Below are 17,548 nucleotides of genomic sequence, written 5' to 3'. Positions count from 1 at the left end.
ACGCCCCGCGCTTCCGAGCCCCCGCGCGCTCGATCAGCCCGCGGCGAGGAGTTCGAGTGTGTCGATCACCCGGTTGGAGAAGCCCCACTCGTTGTCGTACCAGGCGACGACCTTCACATGGCGGCCGTCGACGCGGGTGAGGGCGGAGTCGAAGATCGACGAGGCCGGGTTGCCGGTGATGTCGGAGGAGACGAGCGCGTCCTCGGAGTATTCGAGGACTCCCGCGAGGGGGCCCTCGGCCGCCGTGCGGTAGGCCGCCAGCACGTCCTCGCGGGTCACGTCGCGGGAGACGGTGGTGTTGAGTTCGACGATCGAGCCCACCGGTACGGGCACGCGGATCGAGTCGCCCGACAGCTTGCCGTCGAGGTTCGGCAGAACATGACCGATCGCCTTGGCGGCGCCCGTCGTGGTCGGCACGATGTTGACGGCGGCGGCACGGGCGCGACGGGGATCGCGGTGCGGGCCGTCCTGGAGGTTCTGCTCCTGCGTGTAGGCGTGCACCGTGGTCATGAAGCCGTGCTCGATACCGGCGAGTTCGTCGAGCACCGCGGCGAGCGGTGCCAGCGCGTTGGTCGTGCAGGAGGCGTTCGAGACGATCGTGTGCGTGGCCGGGTCGTAGGCGTCGTTGTTGACCCCGAACGCGAGCGTGACGTCGGCGCCGTCCGAGGGCGCGCTGACGAGTACCTTCCGGGCGCCCGCGTCGAGGTGGGCGCGGGCGGCCTTGGCGGAGGTGAAACGGCCCGTGGCCTCAAGGACGAGGTCGACCTCCAGCGCGGTCCAGGGCAGGTCGGCCGGTTCGCGCTCGGCGAGCACCTTGATGCGCCGGCCGTCCACGACAAGGGTGTCCCCGTCGACGGTCACGGGGCGGCCCAGCCGGCCGGACGTCGTGTCGAAGGCGAGCAGGCGCGCCAGGGTGGCGGGCTCCGTCAGGTCGTTGACGGCGACGACCTCGAGGTCGCTGTCGCGTTCGAGCAGGGCGCGCAGCACATTGCGTCCGATGCGGCCGAATCCGTTGATGGCAATGCGAGTCATGAGTTGAGTCCCTTCGGTTCTCCACCAGGCTCGCGCGCGGTGACCGTCGCGGACAGTGGCGTGATCGCCATGGTTCAAAAGGATTTCGCCACACCTGGCGTGGAGCTACTCGCCCTGGGCGAAGGTGCGCCGGTACTCGCTCGGCGTCGTGCCGAGGAGGCGGTGGAAGTGGAGCCGGAGATTCGCGCCGGTGCCGAGACCGACGTCGACGGCGATCTGCTCGACACCGCGCTCGGACCGTTCGAGGAGCTCGCGGGCCATGTCGATGCGGGCGCGCATGACCCACTGCATCGGGGTGTAGCCGGTCTCGTCGACGAAGCGGCGCGAGAACGTGCGCGGTGAGACGGCGGCCTGCCGGGCCAGTGTGTCCAGGGTGAGGGGCTCGCCGAGCCGGTGCAGCGCCCACTCCCGCGTGGCGGCGAACCGTTCACCGAGCGGCTCGGGCACGCTGCGCGGCACGTACTGCGCCTGACCGCCGCTGCGGTAGGGGGCCGCGACCAGGCGCCGGGCCGCGTGGTTGGACGCGGCCACTCCGAGGTCGCCGCGCAGGATGTGCAGGCACAGGTCGATACCGGAGGCGGCGCCCGCCGAGGTCAGCACGCTGCCCTCGTCGACGAACAGGACGTTCTCGTCAACGTTGACGAGCGGGTACTTCGCCGCGAGCGCCCGCGTGTAGTGCCAGTGCGTCGTGGCGCGCCGGCCGTCGAGCAGCCCCGTGGCGGCGAGCGCGAAGGCGCCGGTCGAGATCGCGGCGAGCCGCGCGCCCCGGTGGTGCGCGGCGATCAGCGCATCGAGGACGGCCTGCGGCGGGTCCTCCCGGTCCGGGAACCGATAGCCGGGCAGGAACACGATGTCGGCCCAGGTCAGCGCGTCGAGACCGTCGGCGACGTGGTACGACAGCCCGTCGCCCCCGGTCACCAGCCCCGGCGCCGCACCGCACAGCCGCACCTCGTACGGCATGCTCGCCCGTGTCGTGAACACCTGCGCGGGGATTCCGACGTCGAGCGGCTTGGCGCCTTCGAACACGAGGACGGCGACGCGACGCAGACGGACGGTGGACACGGAGACAGCCTACGCAGGGCCACGGCCGCGGGTTCACCGGTGCCGGGCCGGTACGGTGCGGGTCAGACCTTCCAGGACCGCAACTGGTCGGCGACGGCGAGGACGCCGACACGGGTGTCGCGGATCTTGCGGACGAGGTCGGAGAGGGCGCCGTAGGGCGGGTCGATGCCTTCGCCGGACTGGCCCATGTACTGGGCGGCGACGAACGCGGCGTACAGGCTGTTGCGGTGCGGCAGCGGTTCCAGGCGCACGATGGTGTGCATCAGCGCGGCGGCCCGCCAGGCGGCGTCCGGGTCGGCCGCGGCGAGTGTCGGCAGCTTGGTCTTGTGCCGGGACACGGCGGCCACGAGCGCGGAGTAGTCGGAGATCGACATGTCCTCGTGGCCGAGGGCGGCTTCCTGGACGTCGAGCAGCCAGGAGACGTCGATGTACAGGTGCATCAGGCGGCCGCGGCCCCGTCTCGCTCGGCGGGCGGCACCTCGTCGGGGAAGGCGTCGTCGAACTCGCCGCGCAACCGCTCGGCCCACGCGGACGCGCCGGCGACGAACAGGCCGCGCTGCATCTCGCGGACGCCGAGGTCGTGCAGGTACTGCTTGAGGCTCTTCCCCTCGGCCGCGGCGGCGGCGCGCACTCCCTCGAGTTCCTCTTCGGTGAAAGACACATTCAACGATGGCATACAGCGATGGTACCTAGTTGGTGCCGTAGGTGCGAGGGGTCCGTCCTCGGGACCGGAATCGTGTGGCGCCTAGGCTGCGGGAATGATCTCTCGCGACTATCTCTCCGAACTGTTCTCGCTGGACGGCCGGGTCGCCGTCGTGACGGGCGGCAGCTCCGGCATCGGCCGGGCCGCTGCCGGGGCTCTCGCCCGGGCGGGGGCCGCAGTGGTCGTAGTGGCGCGGAAGGAGCCGGAACTGGCCGCCGCGGTCGACGAGTTGACGGCGGAGGGCTGCCGGGCGGCCTGGGTGCGCGGCGACCTGGGGACCCGGGACGGGGTGCGGTCGGCGGCGGAGGCCGCGGCCGAGGTGTTCGGGGAGCCGGACATTCTCGTGAACAGCGCCGGCATCAACTTGCGCCCGCCGATGGGCGAGTTGAGCGAGGAGGTGTGGGACACCACGATGGCGCTGAACCTGGAGGCGCCCTATCTCCTGGGCCAACGCTTCGGCCCCGGCATGGCCGAACGGGGCTTCGGCCGGATCATCCACATCACCTCCCAGCAGGCACACCGGGCGTTCGTGCAGAGCGGCGCCTACGGCGTGTCCAAGGGCGCGTTGGAGTCACTGGCCCGCTCGCAGGCCGAGGCGTGGTCGCCGCACGGCGTCACCTGCAACACCCTGGTCCCGGGTTTCGTGCTGACACCGCTCAACGAACGGCTGTCGTCCGACCCGGAGAAGGTGGCGGCCCTGGCCGCGCGCACCATGGTCGGTCGCAACGGCCTCGCCGAGGACTTCGCGGGCTCGGTGGTGTTCCTGGCGAGCCGCAGCTCCGCCTATGTCACCGGCCAGTCGGTCTTCGTGGACGGCGGATTCTCCGTGCACTAGCCCAACACCGGCTGAGCCTCGGCCAGTTGGAGGAACGAGCCACCCACCGCTACGCCACCCCACTCCCCCGCCGCAGGAAGCGGATCACGGGATGCCCGGGTCCATGACCGACCTCGGCATGGACTCCGTAGACGTCCTTGATGAGGGCCGGGGTAAGGACCTCGGTCGGGGTGCCCTCGGCCACCGTGCGGCCGGCGTTCAGGACGAGCAGGCGGTCGCAGTACATCGCGGCGAGGTTGAGGTCGTGCAGGGCGATCACGGTGGTGACCGGGAGGTCGGCGACCAAGTCGAGCAGGTCCAACTGGTGCTGGATGTCGAGGTGGTTGGTCGGTTCGTCGAGGAGGAGTTCGCGGGGTTCCTGGGCCAACGCGCGGGCGATCTGGGCGCGTTGGCGTTCACCGCCGGAGAGGGTGTGCCAGGACTGGGCCGCACGGTCGGTCAGCCCGGTGCGTTCCAGCGCCTCGGTGACGGCGCGGGCGTCGGCGGCCGACGCCGGTGACCAGGCACGGCGGTGCGGGATGCGGCCGAGGGCGACGACCTCGCGGACGGTCAACTCGGTCTGGGTGTGGGTGTGTTGCTCGACGCCGGCGATATGGCGGGCGGTCGCCCGGCGCCCGACCTCGGACAACGGCCGCCCGTCCAGCGTCACGACGCCGGCGGAGGCGGGAAGGACCCCGGCGAGCAGACGCAACAGCGTTGATTTTCCGGACCCGTTGGGGCCGAGGAGGCCGACGGTCTCGCCGGGTCGCGGGACGAGGGTGACGCCGTCGACGATGAGCCGGCCGTCGGTGCGGCGGGCGACACGGTCGGCATGGAGGCCACTGTCCGGACCGACGGCGCTCATGTCTCCGTCCGCCGGGATGCTCATGTCTTCCTCCGGCCCCTGTGCAGCACAACTACGAACGCGGGTACGCCGATCAGTGACGTCACCACCCCCACCGGCACCTCCTGGGGATCGACGACGGTACGGGCGAGGGTGTCCACCCACACCAGGAAGACGGCTCCGGTCAGCGCGGTGACCGGCAGCAGTCGTACATGCCCGGAACCGGTGAGCGCTCGGGTGACATGCGGCAGGACCAGGCCGACGAAGCCGATCGCCCCGGCGCAACTGACCAGGACAGCGGTGAGCAGCGCCGTGGCGCACAGCAGGATCAGCCGGGCGCGGGCCACATTCACGCCGAGCCCGGCCGCCGCCTCCTCACCGAAGGCGAACGCGTCCAGGGTGGTGGCATGGCCGAGGCAGACGACCAGGACGGCAGCCAACGCGCCCGCGCACAGCACCACTTGGCCCCAGTCCGCACCGGAGAGCGAGCCGAGCAGCCAGAACAGCACCCCCTTGGTGGTCTCGGCGTCCGCCGAGGTCAGCACCGTGAACGAGGTCAGCGCGGAGAAGAGTTGCATCGCGGCCACGCCGGACAGCACCACCCGGTCCATGCTCGCGCCGAGGCTGTGGCTGAGCAGCATCACCAGCCCGAAGGAGAGCAGGGCACCGACGAAGGCGCCCGCCGACAGCGACACGGCCCCGCCGCCCGCACCGAGCACCACGACCGCCACCGCACCCGTGGAGGCCCCGGAGGAGACACCGAGCACGAACGGATCCGCCAGTGGATTGCGCAACAGGGACTGCATGACCGCGCCGCACAGCGCGAGCCCGGCCCCGCACACGGCGGCGAGCAGGGTACGGGGCATCCGCAGGTCCCAGACGATGCCGTCGCGCAGCGGGGCGAGGGTGCTGTGGCCGCCGCCGAGGTGGGACGCCACGGACATCCACACGTCGGCGGTGGAGATGTCGGCGGGTCCGATGGTCACGGCGAAGGCCACGGAGATCACCAGCGCCGCGAGCCCGCCGCCCGTCAACAGCAGGGTCCGGAGGGTCACTTGGCGAGTCCGAAGTCGCGCAGGCCGGCGGCGACCTGCTCGATCCCTTCGACGGTACGGATGGACGGGTTCATCGCCTGACCGCTGAGCAGGATGTACCGCTTCTTCCTGACCGCGGTGAGGTTGCGGGTGGCCGCGTTGGTCTCCAGGAAGTGGATCTTCGCCTCGGCGGTCTCGGCGGTCTGTGACTTGCGGGTCAGATCACCGAGGACGATGACGTCGGGGTCGCGGTCGGCGACGGTCTCCCAGTTGATCTGGGGCCACTCGTCGTGGGTGTCGGAGAAGGCGTTCTCGGCGCCGACGGCACGGGTGATGGCGCCGGGGGCACCGCAGCAGCCGGCCAGGTAGGGCGACTGGGAGTTGGCGAACCAGTACATGAGGGAGGTGCCGGAGGCGTCGAGACCGGCGGTGGCCTTACGCACCCGCTCCTTCAGTCGGGCCACGAGCTTGTCGCCGCGCGCCTCGACGCCCATCGCACGCGACAGGTCGCGTATCTCGCCGTAGACGGTGTCGAGCGTGAGCGGTGTACTGCGCGAACCGTCGCCGCCGCTGCCGTTGTCCTTGCCCGCGCAGTCGGCCGGCGAGACGTACGTCGGCACGCCCAGTTTCTCGAACTGTTCGCGGGTCGCGACGCCACCCTTGCCGAGCGTCGAGACGAACGAGGCGGTGACGAAGTCGGGTTCGGCGTCGAGGACTTTCTCGAAGGAGGGGGCGTTGTCGGCGAGGCGCGGCACGGTCGCGTTCGCCTTCTCCAGACCCTTGAGTACCGGATCGGTCCAGGTCGCCGTACCGGCGATGCGGTCGGCGAGGCCGAGGGAGAGCAGGATCTCGGTGGTGCCCTGGTTGAGGGAGACGACCCGCTCGGGGGCCGCCTTCAATGTGACCTTGTGCCCGCAGTCGGTGAGGGTGAGCGGGAAGCCCGCGGCGGACTTCTCGGTCTCGCCGTCGGCACTGTCGCCGTCGGACCCGCCGCACGCGGTGAGCAGCAGGGCGGGTGCGACGAGGAGTGCCGCGGTACGGCGGCGCAGGGGGACGGGGGCGGTACGGATCACGGGCATGCCTTGCCTGTCGGGGCTCGAACGCGGAGCCTGGCCTACGAACTCCCCCTCGCCGAGGGCGAGAAGGCGCCAGCAGGTCTTCGGACTCGGGTTCGTCCGGACGGGGCGCCTTCCCGGCACGTCACGCACCGACTCCTTCGGCCGGCCCGCATCGCCCCAGTGGCATCGAGTGCCCCGCCCGTCCCCCTCACCGCTGCGCGTCAGTTCCGGATTTCCACCGGATTCCCTGGCCTCGGTTGTGGCACGACTGGCCCGCACAACGTATCAAGATCGATCGCCGGGTCCCGCCGGGGGTCGGCACGAAGGTGCCGGCGCAGCCGTGCCCACTGCACTCGCGGGCCTGAACTCACCTCGTGGCCAAGGCCGTTGGGAGCCAGCGAGCGGTGACAGTGGGGCATGCGCGGCCGTCGACACCTCAACATCTCAACGGGAGATCCGAAGTGACGGACGCAGGATTTAGCGCGGACGACATGGACACCGGCAGACCCCAGTCGGCCCGCATGTACGACTACTTCCTCGGCGGCAAGGACAACTACCCCGTCGACTGGGGCGATCGACCCCAGTGCTCGGGTGATCTACGCGGACTTTCGCACGCGACCGGAGACTTCGATCCGGAGACATGGGAGCGCGTCGTCGAGGCCTACCGGAAGGGCGGTACACCCGCCCAAGTACGGTCACGCGCCGAATTCACCAGTTTCTTCGAGGGACTTGAGCTCGTCTCACCTGGCATGGAACTCGCGGCGCATTGGCACCCTGAGCCCGGCGCACAACGCGCCGAGACCGACCGGATCCCGTTGTACGTCGGAGTCGCCCGCAAACCGTGAGGCGGAGAAGGACCGAACGCGGTGATCGCATCGATCACCGCGCTCGTCGTGGAAGAGCCCGTCGCTCACGCCGGGACGGGGTCCGGCTCCTGGGAGGGTGCGGGGGCGTCCGGGCGCGTGGGGTTGAGGAGGCGTTCGGCGAGGGGCGCGAAGATCAGGCCGAGGGCCGTCCAGAGGATGAGCTGGGCCGCGACGGAGTAGAAGCGGAAGTTGAACAGCACGTCGGCCGGGAAGCCCGGGTAGACGATGGTGCCCTTGGAGTCCTTCAGCGGCAGCGGTGTCTCGGTGGCCTGGTTGCCGAAGTTGGCCTTGTTGTACGAGAGATGGCCGAGCTGCGGCAGGAGCAGCATGACGATCCCGATCGCGACGGCGAACGCGGCGCCGGCGAGGAGCGTGGCGTTCCAGTTGCCGAAGCGTGCCTGGAGCCGCTTGCCGAGGTAGACGGCTCCCGCGAGGAAGGCGACGGAGCACACGATCATGATCAGGTACAGCGCGCTGCGCTGCTGGATGGTCTCTTCGTGGCCGATCGCGGGCGGGTTGGCCGGGTATTTCAGGAAGGGCACCAGGTACATGCCGAGGAAGCCGCCACCCGCGACGAGGAGCGCCAGGTTGCGTGCCCGCAGACCGCCGGTGCGGCCCAGGCAGACGGCGTAGGCGACGGCGAACAGGGCGCCCATCGCCATGCCGAAGAGGATCATGCCGGCGCCGATGCCGACGTTGGCCTGGATGGTGCGGCTGAAGAGTTCATGTTCGTGGCCCTCGACGGGCAGGCCGGCCGCCTTGTCCAGGGCGTTCTGGGCGGCGTCACGGCCGCTCTCGTAGTCGATGGCCTTGGCGATCTGTGGTTCGGCGAAGATCCGCGCGAACACGAACGCGAGCAGGCCCGCGACTGCGCCGGCGAGTATGCCGCGCAGTATGAGCTTCTTTTCCATGTCGAGTTGTCCGTACGTCCGGGTGCCGGCGGAGGGTCAGTGGCAGGGGAAGCCGAGGAAGTGGCGGGCGTCGTGGACGAACTCGTGGACGTGCATGTCGTTGCCGAACACCGACACGGCGCCCTGGTCGACACCGATGAAGTAGTAGACGGCCAGCGCGATCAGCGCGGTGCCGACCAGCCAGACGATCGACTTCGAGACCGGCAGGACAACCGGCGTGGACACCGGACGGGGTGTGGAAATGCTGCTGCTCAAGGTGAGCCCTCCTTCGGGATCGTGCGTCCCTTGCGTGTACGGGCGAGTGAAGGTTCAGTGTCTGACTCGCCCTCCACCTTCCGGCGGCGGGCTCACAGTGGCGCGACCGTGCTGGAATTCCACCAGCTTCCTTATGCCATCACTACAGGGGGAGAGTACGGCGCGTCTCTCGGGGCCGTCAATCAGGCCCGTTCCCCGTACAGCTCCTGACAGAGCCGTTCACGCGGGACGAGGCGCGGGTCTCGCGAAGGTGTCCGGGCGGGTGGGCCGGGGTCACACGGGTGGCGTACTCGCGTGGCGTGGTGGCGGGCGGAGACCTAGTAATGGACGGGATCAGCTTGTTCATCGCGCTTCGGGGGGCGATAGCAGCATCACCCTCTTCATGGAGCCGAGCATGACCACCCGCTCTTTCTCGCCCAGCCCGGACCGACCCGACATACCTCACGGCACCGCACCCCACCCGCTCGCGCCCTCCGACGGCGGGCCGGCCGACGGATCGCCGCCGACGTCGCGTCCGTCGCAAGAGGGTCCCGCCCAGACCGGTCCCGAGGGCGAGAACGCAGATCCCGTGCACCGCCTGGTGCACGCCGCCGTCTCCGACCGGCCGCTCGACGAGGTCCTCCAGCTCATCACGTTGCTGGAGCAGTCGCCGAAGTACGCCCAGGCCACTGCCGACGCCCTGCGGGCGGTCGGTGTCGACCGGTCCGTGGAGGACGTGACGCGCCTGGTGACCCTGCTGACCCAGCCGCCGCGCCATCCCGACAGCGCCGACGAGGCGATCCGCGCGGCCGCCGAGAACAGGCCCGTGGAGGACGTCACCCGGCTGATGGCCCTGCTGCAACGGGCTCCGCTGGAACCGCACTGCGGCGAGGAGGCGGTGCGGGCCGCGGCGGGCAGGCCCGTCGAGGAACTCGTCCAGTTGATCGGCCGGTTGGCCGAGGAACAGGACGCATCCGCTCGTAGCTCGGGACGGGCGGCTGACCAGTACACCGCTACGGCCGCCGCTCCGGTGCACGAGGCGAACGATCCAGAAAGTACGGATCACCGTCCGGCTGCTCGTGAACACCGTCCACGCCGTCCGCGTACGGCGCCCCGGCGGGCCGCTCCCCCGCTCTGGCCGAGGTTCATCGCGGCGGCGACGCTCGTGCTGTGCGGGCTGTCGTACTTCCCGCTGCACCGTGACGGAGCTTCCGGCACCGCCTTCGGGTTCGCGCTGGGTGTCTCGATCCTGTGCGTCCTGCTGGCACCTGCGGTGATCCTCCACGGCGGCCTGTCCGTGCTCGCCGTGTCCATGGTGGTGCCGGCCGCGCTGGCCGCCCTTCAGTTGTTCGACGGGCGGTTCCACTCCCCACGTCTCTCCGAGGCGCTGGGGACCACTGCCGCGCCGTCCTGGTTCGCCGGGCTGATGGCCGTACTCGCCGCACTGGCGGCGCTCACGGCGCTGCTCGCGCTGCTCGCCTCGCGGCGCTTCGGCAGGCAGTTGGACCTTCCCGGCCATCCCGGTCACCGGGTGCTGGCCGACGCGTACCAGCCCCCTCAGTAGGGTCGGGCCGGCTCAACGGGCGGTGGCGTCGGGGCTGTTCACGGCGTCGCCGCCCGCCGACGGCACGGCCGGCGCCGAGGCCGCGGGACTGGAGGCTGCGCTCTGGCTCGGGCGGGCGACGGAGCTTGAGCTGGTCTCCGGCTCCGTGCTCGCGGACGGTGAGGCGGTGCCGTCCGAGTGCGACCCCGCGCTGCTGGACGTGAGCGGCGTGGGCGTCGGGCTGTTCGCGGGAGCGTGCGTTCCCGCCGAACCGCCGCCCAGCGAGGTTCCCGTACCGGATTCGTTTCTGACCGCCGCCGCTATCGGCTTGCCCATGATCACTTCCCCCACGGTCACCGTGACCATCGCCAGGGCGAACACCAGGCCGGTCGCCAGGGCGAACTTCTTCCAGCCGATGGTCTTCCAGAAGGAGCCGCTACGACGGGCCCGATAGACAGTGACCGACTCCTCGTCGGACAGTGTCGCGGCACCGGCCGAGGGGTCGTCCGGTGCGGCGAACGCCGCCCGGGCGTCCGCGCGTTGGACGGCCCGCTCCTCACTCGGCGTCAGCGCCATCGCCACCGACGGCACTCTTCTGCGGATCCCTTCGCCCGTCCGCCGGAAAGCGTGCTGGAACACCGCCGCGCCGGTGGTGGCGCTGGTGCTGACCACGGCGGCGCCGATGATCGTCCCGGTCACCCCCAGCAGAGACGCCAGCACCGCGCCCACCACGGTGGCGAGCGCACTCGCCACCACCTGCACAGCGGTCAGATCGAGCACTTTTCGCTTCGGCTTCTGCTTCTTCTCGTCCTTTGTGTGACTCTCCATCAATGTCGACTGCCCTGTCGGCGGTGTTTCACCTCAACTCGCAGCAACGGGTCCGGACTTCACCGGTGCCGTCACGTCGGCGACTGCTCCGCCAGCGTCTCGGTGAACGGCGTGACCGGGCGCTCCAGGGTCTCGCCGTCCACGACGATGTCGACCGCCTCGTTGTAGAAGGCGAGGAGATCCTTCACGGCGCCGACCGCGGGCAGCGGCTCCGGGTAGCTCCAGACGATGTTCGGCGGAACACCGGGAACGCCGGCCTCGCCCTGCCACGACCAGTACGCGGCGGTGCCCTTGTAGGGGCACCCGGTGCTGTGGTCGGTCGCCTCGAACAGGTCCAGGCGGACGTCCTCGCGCGGGATGTAGTACCGGGTCGGCAGACCGGTCTCGAAGAGCAGGACCGGGCGGTTGGTGTCGGCGACGACCGTGCCGTCGATCTCGACCCGGACATGACGGCTGCTGGGGATGGCATCGACTCGTTTGTGCGGGTCGCGGGGGTGGATGAAGATCTCTTCCTCCTCCTCGTACCAGTGGTCCAGGCCCCGGCCGACCCGCCGGAACCACTCGAAGGCGATGTGCCCGGACAGGTCGTTAGCCGGGTAGGTCCAGGCCGCGTTCGCCACCGACTCGCCGGTGACCTCGAGGTCGTAGAAGATCCGTGATCCGGTGTGTGTGCCGGTCGGGGGGTTCTTCGCCGGGCGGAGCAGGTCCTCGCGGACCTCGTCGTGCGGGAAGGCGTACGTCGGTACGGGTACGTCCGGTTCCCATACGAGGACGGGGTGCCTGCTGTCCACGACGGTGGTGTCGCCCTTGCGGCCGCGTACCCAGCGTGGGCTCGGCTCCCACAGGAGTCCTTCGGGGGTGGTCCTGACGTCTCGTGCGGTGGGGAAGGTGCTCATCCCTTGCTCCGTGATCCGTAGGGGGTAGGCGGCCCCGGGGAGGCTGATGCGGCGGACCGCTCCTTGCCAGTTTCCGGCACGGGAGGGTTCACTGGTCGGGTGCAGACCTTCGCCACGACACTGACGGGCTTCTGGCCCTCGCGTCGTGTGCACGTGTTCGACGTGTTCTGTTGCCGTGCGGCGTCCCGGACTCCCGCAGAGCACCCTTAGAAGTCATCTCATTTGGTTGGGTAAGCTGGCAGTCGTGGCGAGGATCGTTGAGCGGCTGGTGCCGGATGAGTTGTGGGAACTGTTCCAGCGGGTGGTGCCGGATGCGCCCTCGCGGCCCCAGGGTGGGGGCCGACGCCGGCACGGTGACCGCGAAGTGCTGGCCGCAATCGTCTTCGTGGCGACCTCGGGCTGCACGTGGCAGCAGTTGCCGACCGCGTCGTTCGGGCCGTCCGGCGCGACGGCTCACCGGCGTTTCACCGAGTGGTCGAAGGCCCGGGTGTGGGCCAGACTCCACCGTCTGGTGCTCGACGAACTCGGCTCCCGTGGCGAGTTGGACTGGTCGCGGTGCGCGATCGACTCGGTGAACATGCGGGCCCTGAAAAAGGGGAACTGACAGGTCCGAATCCTGTAGACCGGGGTAAGTACGGGTCAAAGATCCACTTGATCACGGAGCGCACCGGACTGCCCCTGTCCATCGGCATCTCGGGCGCCAACACGCACGACAGCCAGGCACTGATCCCCTTGGTGCAGGGCATACCGCCGATCCGATCCCGCCGGGGACCCCGGCGGCGCAGGCCCCGCAAACTCCACGCGGACAAGGGCTATGACTACAACCACCTGCGGCGATGGTTATCCAGCCGAGGGATCCGGCACCGCATCGCCCGCAGAGGCATTGACTCCTCGACCCGTCTGGGCCGCCACCGTTGGACCATAGAACGCACGATGTCCTGGCTCGCTGGATGCCGCCGATTGCACCGCCGCTACGAGCGCAAGGCCGAGCACTTCCTGGCCTTCACCAGCATCGCCTGCACCCTCATCTGCTACCGCAGACTCACCAAATGAGATGACTTCTTAGGAACACACGAGAACCGAGGTCCCCAGCACCACACGGACTGCGCCATGCCGACCTTCACGGACGACGGCTTCAAGGCCACGGTCCAGGAGGACAACGAGGTCGAGGGAGTGCGGCCGGGTGCACGATCAGCACCGCGACCGACCGGAAATGATCGAAGCGTAATGGAATTCGACCTCGCCCGATCGCAATGTTCAGTGCGCAAAAATGACTTTGCATGGAGGGCCGGAGCCGCTCAGCCATCCTGTTCCGCGCGGTAGTTTCCTTTTGGGCCCGATTGAGGGGCCCGCCCCGGGAAAGCGTTCGGTCGAAATCCCCGGGAACGCAACAGCTCGCCTTCGAGGAGCCTCTCATTCCTCCGTGCCACCCAACCGATTCCGCACCGGCCGTCTTACGTCATCGGCGGTCGATCCGGTGATCGCGGACCTCGGGTTCGCGGCATTCGCCGAACGGAACCGCCCCCGCTACACGCTTTACGCCGGAGCTCGCCTGTCCACGGGCGCACATTCCTCGGCCGCCGTGGAAGCCACGCTCGCGTCCGCCCGCGAAGGCTGGCAGCGGCTCATGAGCGGGCCCTGCCCCGCGGCCGAGGTCTGGGGACAACTCCGGCTTCAGGTGGAGCGGCAGGGCGAGCGCGTCGCCGCGCAGAACCCGGTTCTGGCCGAGTTGTACCAACGGCTCCCCCACGCGTCCGCGGACAGCGTGGTGTTGTGCCGCCTGCTGGGACTCCCCGTCGCGGAGGCGGCCGAGTTGATGGGCGTCGAACCGTCCGCGGTCGAGGCGGCGCTCACCGCCGCGCGTCGGGCCCTCCCTCAACTCGGCGACACGGAAGCACCCTTGAGGCACCTGTGACCCCTCCGGCGCACGCGGTCTCCCCGCGGTCACTGCGATCCGCCGGCCTTTCGCCATCGCGCGCCACGCTTCACCCGAATCAGCGCTGGTGCCGCCGAGCGCTGCGCTCCTAGGATGGGCAACTCCACTTCGGGTGGGGCGGATTCGGCGAGGGGACGGGCCGTTGGTGGAGCACAATCATGTCGATCTGTCGTTGCCCAGCGCGGCGCGGATGTACGACTGGCTGCTGGGCGGCAGCAACAACTTCGAAGCGGACCGGAATGCCTGCGAGTTATTGCTCGAGGTGGCACCCACCTCGCGTGAGATCGCACTGAACAACCGGTGGTTTCTCCAGCGTGTGGTCCGGGTGCTGGCCGAGGAGCACGGGATCAGGCAGTTCATCGACTTCGGCTCGGGTCTTCCGACGCAGCGGAATGTGCATCAGATCGCACAGGAAGTCGACCCCGATTCCCACGTCGTCTATATCGACAACGATCCCGTGGTCCTGTCGCTGGGCCAGTCCCTGCTCGACGAGAACGACAACACCGCGATCCTGTCGGTCGACATGACGGACACCGACACCATCTTCGGACACCCTGACTTCACCCGGCTCATCGACTTCACCGAGCCGGCGGCCGCCCTGTTCATCTCCGTACTGCACTGTCTGCCGGACAGCGCCGGCCCAAAGGCCTTGGTGGAGCGGGTCGTTGACAAGCTCGTCCCGGGCAGCTTCGTCGTCGTGTGCCAACTCGTGAGCGACGACCCCAAGGTCCGCGACGACGTCACCGAACTCATGCGGGTCCAGACCGGGGGCCATTGGGGCAGGGTCCGGGAGGCGGCCGACGTGGCGGAGATCTTCGAGGGGATCGTCGTGGAGCATCCGGGACTCGTCGACGTGACCGACTGGCGTCCCGACTCCGAGCTCCAGCAGCGCCAACGCAGCATCGAGTGGACCGAGTTCGGCGGGCTGGGGAAAGTGCCACCCCGGTGACGCACCCTGCTCAGCAGCTAAGAGTTGTCCCGTAACTGCTGACCAGGGATAGATGATCTTGCTGTGCTGGTGTGATCACGGCGTCCGGGCCGTCCTGAATAGCTCGACGTCACGACAGCTTGGTTTGATAGCCTGCGGCGATGGACGAGGCGTTGGACGAGGGGCCGTTCTTTCACGGCACAAAGGCCGAGCTGCGGGTCGGAGATCACCTCACCGCCGGTTTCCGTTCCAACTACCGGCCCGAAATCGTGATGAACCACATCTACTTCACTGCGTTGCGCGACGGCGCGGGACTCGCTGCCGAACTCGCCGTCGGCGACGGGGCCCCGCGAGTGTATGCCGTCGAACCGACCGGGGAGTTCGAGAACGATCCAAACGTCACCGACAAGAAGTTCCCTGGCAATCCCACTCGCTCCTATCGCAGCAGGGAACCCCTCCGGATCGTTGCCGAGGTCACCGACTGGACGCGACAGACACCCGAAGCTCTCCAGATGTGGCGAGACCGGCTGGCCGCAATCCGTCTGGATGACCGCGCCGAAATCATCAACTAAGGGCAATGCCGTTGCTTTACGTGGTTGAGGGTTGGGGTCGTTGGATGCGGACTGCTCGGGCGCCGGTGCGGGTGGGTTGGGGCCACGTGTGGTGTCCGGCCCGTTTGAGCAGGTAGTTGGACATCTTGCGTTTGACGACGCGGGGCTGACTGCGTAGGCGTCTGCGTGGCAGGAGGCGTTCGAGCAGGTCGTGTTGGAGCAGGACAAGGGATCTGACCAGCAGCTCAGGGGGAAAAACTGCCCGGCGTGACGGTCACGCTGCGCCGGGCGGAGCGCAGGGTTTCGGTGAAGGAGACCCGGTCCGGGTCCAGGCCGCGGGTGGCCGCGGTTCTCACCATCAGCTCACGCAGCGCGTGATGGACCAGCAGGTGGGCCCAGATCTGCTGCAGGACACCGTCGGGCGTCTTGCTGGTGAGCACGACGCGGGCTCCGCGTTGATGGGTCTTGAGCTCGGCGAAGACAGCCTCCACCTCCCAGCGTTCCTGATAGAGCGCAGCCAGCTGGCGGGCGGGATAGCGACGGGCATCGAGCAGCGTGGTCACCAGCCGGTAGTCCTCGTCTTTGCGGCCGGTGCCGTGCAGCTGGTAGGCCACCACCCGCACCGTGACCGGATCACGGTGCGCGCGGTCGGTGGTGGCGTGGATGCGCGAGAGCCACGATCCGTCCCGCAGCATCCGCTCCACGGGCAGGATCCTGTTGGCGGGCACCCGCCACAACAGATCGGCACCGCTGTCGGTGAAGGCTCTCCACATGGGCACGCCGAGGAACTCCCTGTCTGCAAGGACCAGTTCGCCGGGCCCACAGGAGCGTGGCAGGCGGCTGACCAGGGTCACTTCGCCGGTGCGACAGCCGGCCAACTCCGCATCCAGCACGAGATGGGTGCCCACCTCGATCAGGCATGCCATCCGCACTTGGGGAAAGCCGGACTTGCCGTGGCCGCGGCTGTTTCCGGGACGGCCGAACGCGGCCTCATTCGCCGCACTGTCGGCCACGTCCCAGCAAGTGCCGTCCACCGCCAGCAGCCGCAGCCCCCGCCAGAAGCAACCCGGAGTGGCCTCGGTGCCCATCGGCTTCGCGGTCGTGGCAAACAGCACCCGCAACGGCTCCGATCCCAGGCGCTGGCGGGCCCGAAACAGTGACGACTTCGCAGGGATGCGCCACTCGCCCAAGAGCCCCTGGCTCCGCAGGCCCTCGACCAGATGCCGCATCACCTCCAGATACGGAGCCGGCGAGAACAGGGCAAGGGCGAGCACGAAATACACCACCAGCCGGGCTGGCAGCAGACGTCTACGATGCTCCGCACGACCACAGGCAGCCACCACACGATCCACCAACCCAGGCCGATACACCCAGGTCAGCAGCCCCAGCCCCGATAACTCGCCGACATCCGCAGACACCCGCACCACCCCCGGGAAGCACTACGCAGCAGCGTACGCCCGGAACTAAAACAACGGCATTGCAACTAAGGGGTGTTCCGTAACTACTGGTCACAGTGAGAGGATCTTGCTGTGGCTGGTGTGATCACGGCGCCCGAGCCGTCCTGGACAGCCCCGTTCACCGGGCTGAGTCCGCGTTACTTCGGCAAGTTGGTAACCGCACTGCGCAGCGAGGGCGCTGACGAAGTACGGCGCGGACGGCCGTGTGGCCTGCCGCTGGAGGACCGGGTGCTGCTGGTCGCGGCGTACTGGCGCACGAACTTGACGCTGCGTCAGCTTGGCCTGCTGTTCGGCGTCTCGAAGTCCGCCGCGGACCGCGTTGTCGCCCAGCTCGGGCCACTGCTCGCGCTCCAACCGCGTCAGCGGTTCCGCAAGGACACCGTGCTCATAGTGGATGGCACCCCTGGTCCCTGCCCGCGACCATACGATTGCCGAGCAGTCCAAGAACCACCGCTACTCCACCGACCACCAGGTCGTCATCGACGCCGACAGTCGCCTGGTCGTCGTGGTCGGTCGGCCCCTGCCCGGCAACCGCAATGACTGCAAGGCATGGGCGGAATCTGGCGCCAAGGACGCAGTCGGCAACACGATGACGATCGCGGACGGCGGCTATCCGGACACCGGCCTGGTCATGCCCCACCGCCGCCGCACGGGTGAGGAACTGCCCGACTGGAAAGTCGCACACAGCACCTCCCACAAGCAGGTCAGAGCCCGCGTTGAGCACGTCCTCGCCCGCATGAAGTGCTGGAAGATCCTGCGGGACTGCCGCCTCAAGGGAGATGGAGTTCACCACGCCATGCTTGGCATCGCCCGCCTGCACAACCTAAACCTCGCCGGATAGACAACGCGTC

General features: G+C 69.0%; 19 protein-coding genes, 1 pseudogene and 2 riboswitches. Of the genes and pseudogenes, 8 read left to right on the top strand and 12 right to left on the bottom strand.

What is annotated here, in order from left to right:
• Positions 1–33: 33 nt before the first annotated feature.
• The 4 genes from gap to OG223_RS50925 form a co-directional block, all read right to left on the bottom strand.
• Positions 34–1,032 (bottom strand): type I glyceraldehyde-3-phosphate dehydrogenase, encoded by a 999-nt coding sequence (gap, locus tag OG223_RS50940; protein WP_329264492.1) that lies wholly within the window; start codon positions 1,030–1,032, stop codon positions 34–36.
• 105 nt (positions 1,033–1,137) lie between these two features.
• Entirely contained in the window at positions 1,138–2,094 is a 957-nt protein-coding gene (locus OG223_RS50935) for a GlxA family transcriptional regulator (protein WP_329264490.1), read from the bottom strand.
• Positions 2,095–2,156: 62 nt separating this feature from the next.
• Positions 2,157–2,534 (bottom strand): toxin Doc, encoded by a 378-nt coding sequence (locus tag OG223_RS50930; RefSeq protein ID WP_329264488.1) that lies wholly within the window; start codon positions 2,532–2,534, stop codon positions 2,157–2,159.
• Positions 2,534–2,770, bottom strand: a complete 237-nt coding sequence (locus OG223_RS50925; protein ID WP_329264486.1) for a hypothetical protein — start codon at positions 2,768–2,770, stop codon at positions 2,534–2,536. Before OG223_RS50925 ends, OG223_RS50930 begins: the two co-directional genes overlap by 1 nt.
• Before the next feature lie 82 nt (positions 2,771–2,852).
• Between OG223_RS50925 and OG223_RS50920 the strand changes: the two genes are divergently transcribed.
• Positions 2,853–3,632: an SDR family NAD(P)-dependent oxidoreductase gene (locus tag OG223_RS50920; RefSeq protein WP_329264484.1), complete on the top strand. Its 780-nt coding sequence runs from the start codon at positions 2,853–2,855 to the stop codon at positions 3,630–3,632.
• A 49-nt stretch (positions 3,633–3,681) separates the two neighbouring features.
• Here OG223_RS50920 and OG223_RS50915 read toward each other — a convergent pair whose 3' ends face one another.
• From OG223_RS50915 to OG223_RS50905, 3 genes are read right to left on the bottom strand one after another with little or no spacing between them, the layout of a single operon-like run.
• Positions 3,682–4,500, bottom strand: coding sequence for an ABC transporter ATP-binding protein (locus OG223_RS50915; protein ID WP_329264482.1), 819 nt, complete (start codon positions 4,498–4,500; stop codon positions 3,682–3,684).
• Positions 4,497–5,510 carry a FecCD family ABC transporter permease gene (locus OG223_RS50910; protein ID WP_329264480.1) on the bottom strand — a complete coding sequence of 338 codons (1,014 nt, stop codon included), beginning with the start codon at positions 5,508–5,510 and terminating at the stop codon, positions 4,497–4,499. Before OG223_RS50910 ends, OG223_RS50915 begins: the two co-directional genes overlap by 4 nt.
• Complete coding sequence (locus OG223_RS50905) at positions 5,507–6,568, bottom strand: ABC transporter substrate-binding protein (RefSeq protein WP_329264478.1); 1,062 nt, start codon at positions 6,566–6,568, stop codon at positions 5,507–5,509. The genes OG223_RS50910 and OG223_RS50905 overlap by 4 nt, the downstream gene beginning before the upstream one ends.
• Positions 6,569–6,622: 54 nt before the next feature.
• Positions 6,623–6,835, bottom strand: a riboswitch (cobalamin riboswitch).
• Positions 6,836–7,038: 203 nt separating this feature from the next.
• On the opposite strand from OG223_RS50905, the gene OG223_RS50900 reads away from it, so the two are divergent.
• The gene (locus OG223_RS50900) at positions 7,039–7,392 is read left to right on the top strand and encodes an SAM-dependent methyltransferase (protein WP_329264476.1); all 354 of its coding nucleotides are present in this window, start codon (positions 7,039–7,041) and stop codon (positions 7,390–7,392) included.
• Positions 7,393–7,457: 65 nt separating this feature from the next.
• On the opposite strand, the gene OG223_RS50895 is transcribed toward OG223_RS50900, so the two are convergent.
• Together OG223_RS50895 and OG223_RS50890 are read right to left on the bottom strand one after the other, a co-directional pair.
• On the bottom strand, positions 7,458–8,324 hold the full coding sequence (locus OG223_RS50895; RefSeq protein WP_329264474.1) for a CbtA family protein: 867 nt from the start codon (positions 8,322–8,324) through the stop codon (positions 7,458–7,460).
• A gap of 36 nt (positions 8,325–8,360) precedes the next feature.
• Complete coding sequence (locus tag OG223_RS50890; RefSeq protein WP_329264472.1) at positions 8,361–8,579, bottom strand: CbtB domain-containing protein; 219 nt, start codon at positions 8,577–8,579, stop codon at positions 8,361–8,363.
• 57 nt (positions 8,580–8,636) lie between these two features.
• A riboswitch (cobalamin riboswitch) is annotated at positions 8,637–8,710 on the bottom strand.
• 263 nt (positions 8,711–8,973) lie between these two features.
• Here OG223_RS50890 and OG223_RS50885 point away from each other — a divergent pair.
• Complete coding sequence (locus OG223_RS50885; protein ID WP_329264470.1) at positions 8,974–10,122, top strand: hypothetical protein; 1,149 nt, start codon at positions 8,974–8,976, stop codon at positions 10,120–10,122.
• A gap of 12 nt (positions 10,123–10,134) precedes the next feature.
• Here OG223_RS50885 and OG223_RS50880 read toward each other — a convergent pair whose 3' ends face one another.
• Both OG223_RS50880 and OG223_RS50875 read right to left on the bottom strand, forming a co-directional pair.
• Complete coding sequence (locus OG223_RS50880; RefSeq protein ID WP_329264468.1) at positions 10,135–10,929, bottom strand: hypothetical protein; 795 nt, start codon at positions 10,927–10,929, stop codon at positions 10,135–10,137.
• A 71-nt stretch (positions 10,930–11,000) separates the two neighbouring features.
• Positions 11,001–11,825, bottom strand: a complete 825-nt coding sequence (locus tag OG223_RS50875; protein ID WP_329264466.1) for a DUF427 domain-containing protein — start codon at positions 11,823–11,825, stop codon at positions 11,001–11,003.
• Positions 11,826–12,078: 253 nt separating this feature from the next.
• On the opposite strand from OG223_RS50875, the gene OG223_RS50870 reads away from it, so the two are divergent.
• The 4 genes from OG223_RS50870 to arr all read left to right on the top strand — a co-directional run bounded on the left by OG223_RS50870 (position 12,079) and on the right by arr (position 15,261).
• Positions 12,079–12,878, top strand: a protein-coding gene (locus OG223_RS50870) for an IS5 family transposase (protein WP_329265890.1) whose coding sequence is annotated in 2 segments (ribosomal slippage) — positions 12,079–12,414 and positions 12,417–12,878 — 798 coding nt in all. Because the reading frame shifts where the segments join, the coding sequence is not laid out codon by codon here.
• Positions 12,879–13,248: 370 nt separating this feature from the next.
• Positions 13,249–13,740 (top strand): sigma factor-like helix-turn-helix DNA-binding protein, encoded by a 492-nt coding sequence (locus OG223_RS50865; protein WP_329264463.1) that lies wholly within the window; start codon positions 13,249–13,251, stop codon positions 13,738–13,740.
• Positions 13,741–13,906: 166 nt separating this feature from the next.
• Positions 13,907–14,710 carry an SAM-dependent methyltransferase gene (locus OG223_RS50860; RefSeq protein WP_329264461.1) on the top strand — a complete coding sequence of 268 codons (804 nt, stop codon included), beginning with the start codon at positions 13,907–13,909 and terminating at the stop codon, positions 14,708–14,710.
• Between the two features lie 140 nt (positions 14,711–14,850).
• Positions 14,851–15,261, top strand: a complete 411-nt coding sequence (arr, locus tag OG223_RS50855; protein ID WP_329264460.1) for an NAD(+)--rifampin ADP-ribosyltransferase — start codon at positions 14,851–14,853, stop codon at positions 15,259–15,261.
• A gap of 224 nt (positions 15,262–15,485) precedes the next feature.
• Here arr and OG223_RS50850 read toward each other — a convergent pair whose 3' ends face one another.
• Positions 15,486–16,658, bottom strand: coding sequence for an IS4 family transposase (locus tag OG223_RS50850; RefSeq protein WP_329264458.1), 1,173 nt, complete (start codon positions 16,656–16,658; stop codon positions 15,486–15,488).
• Between the two features lie 111 nt (positions 16,659–16,769).
• On the opposite strand from OG223_RS50850, the pseudogene OG223_RS50845 reads away from it, so the two are divergent.
• Positions 16,770–17,538, top strand: a pseudogene (locus tag OG223_RS50845) (transposase).
• The last annotated feature ends 10 nt before the right edge of the window (positions 17,539–17,548 follow it).

The sequence above is a fragment of the Streptomyces sp. NBC_01478 genome (genome assembly GCF_036227225.1).
In the GTDB taxonomy this organism is placed as follows: Bacteria; Actinomycetota; Actinomycetes; order Streptomycetales; family Streptomycetaceae; genus Streptomyces.
The sequence above is the reverse complement of the archived record's forward strand: the minus strand, read 5'-3'. Positions and strand labels throughout refer to the sequence as shown.

Coding starts and splice junctions, on each gene's coding strand:
- OG223_RS50895 (WP_329264474.1), bottom strand. CDS start 8,324: ATGGAAAAGAAGCTCATACTGCGCGGCATACTCGCCGGCGCAGTCGCG.
- OG223_RS50920 (WP_329264484.1), top strand. CDS start 2,853: ATGATCTCTCGCGACTATCTCTCCGAACTGTTCTCGCTGGACGGCCGG.
- gap (WP_329264492.1), bottom strand. CDS start 1,032: ATGACTCGCATTGCCATCAACGGATTCGGCCGCATCGGACGCAATGTG.
- OG223_RS50885 (WP_329264470.1), top strand. CDS start 8,974: ATGACCACCCGCTCTTTCTCGCCCAGCCCGGACCGACCCGACATACCT.
- OG223_RS50930 (WP_329264488.1), bottom strand. CDS start 2,534: ATGCACCTGTACATCGACGTCTCCTGGCTGCTCGACGTCCAGGAAGCC.
- OG223_RS50900 (WP_329264476.1), top strand. CDS start 7,039: ATGGACACCGGCAGACCCCAGTCGGCCCGCATGTACGACTACTTCCTC.
- OG223_RS50905 (WP_329264478.1), bottom strand. CDS start 6,568: ATGCCCGTGATCCGTACCGCCCCCGTCCCCCTGCGCCGCCGTACCGCG.
- OG223_RS50925 (WP_329264486.1), bottom strand. CDS start 2,770: ATGCCATCGTTGAATGTGTCTTTCACCGAAGAGGAACTCGAGGGAGTG.
- arr (WP_329264460.1), top strand. CDS start 14,851: ATGGACGAGGCGTTGGACGAGGGGCCGTTCTTTCACGGCACAAAGGCC.
- OG223_RS50875 (WP_329264466.1), bottom strand. CDS start 11,825: ATGAGCACCTTCCCCACCGCACGAGACGTCAGGACCACCCCCGAAGGA.
- OG223_RS50915 (WP_329264482.1), bottom strand. CDS start 4,500: ATGAGCATCCCGGCGGACGGAGACATGAGCGCCGTCGGTCCGGACAGT.
- OG223_RS50880 (WP_329264468.1), bottom strand. CDS start 10,929: ATGGAGAGTCACACAAAGGACGAGAAGAAGCAGAAGCCGAAGCGAAAA.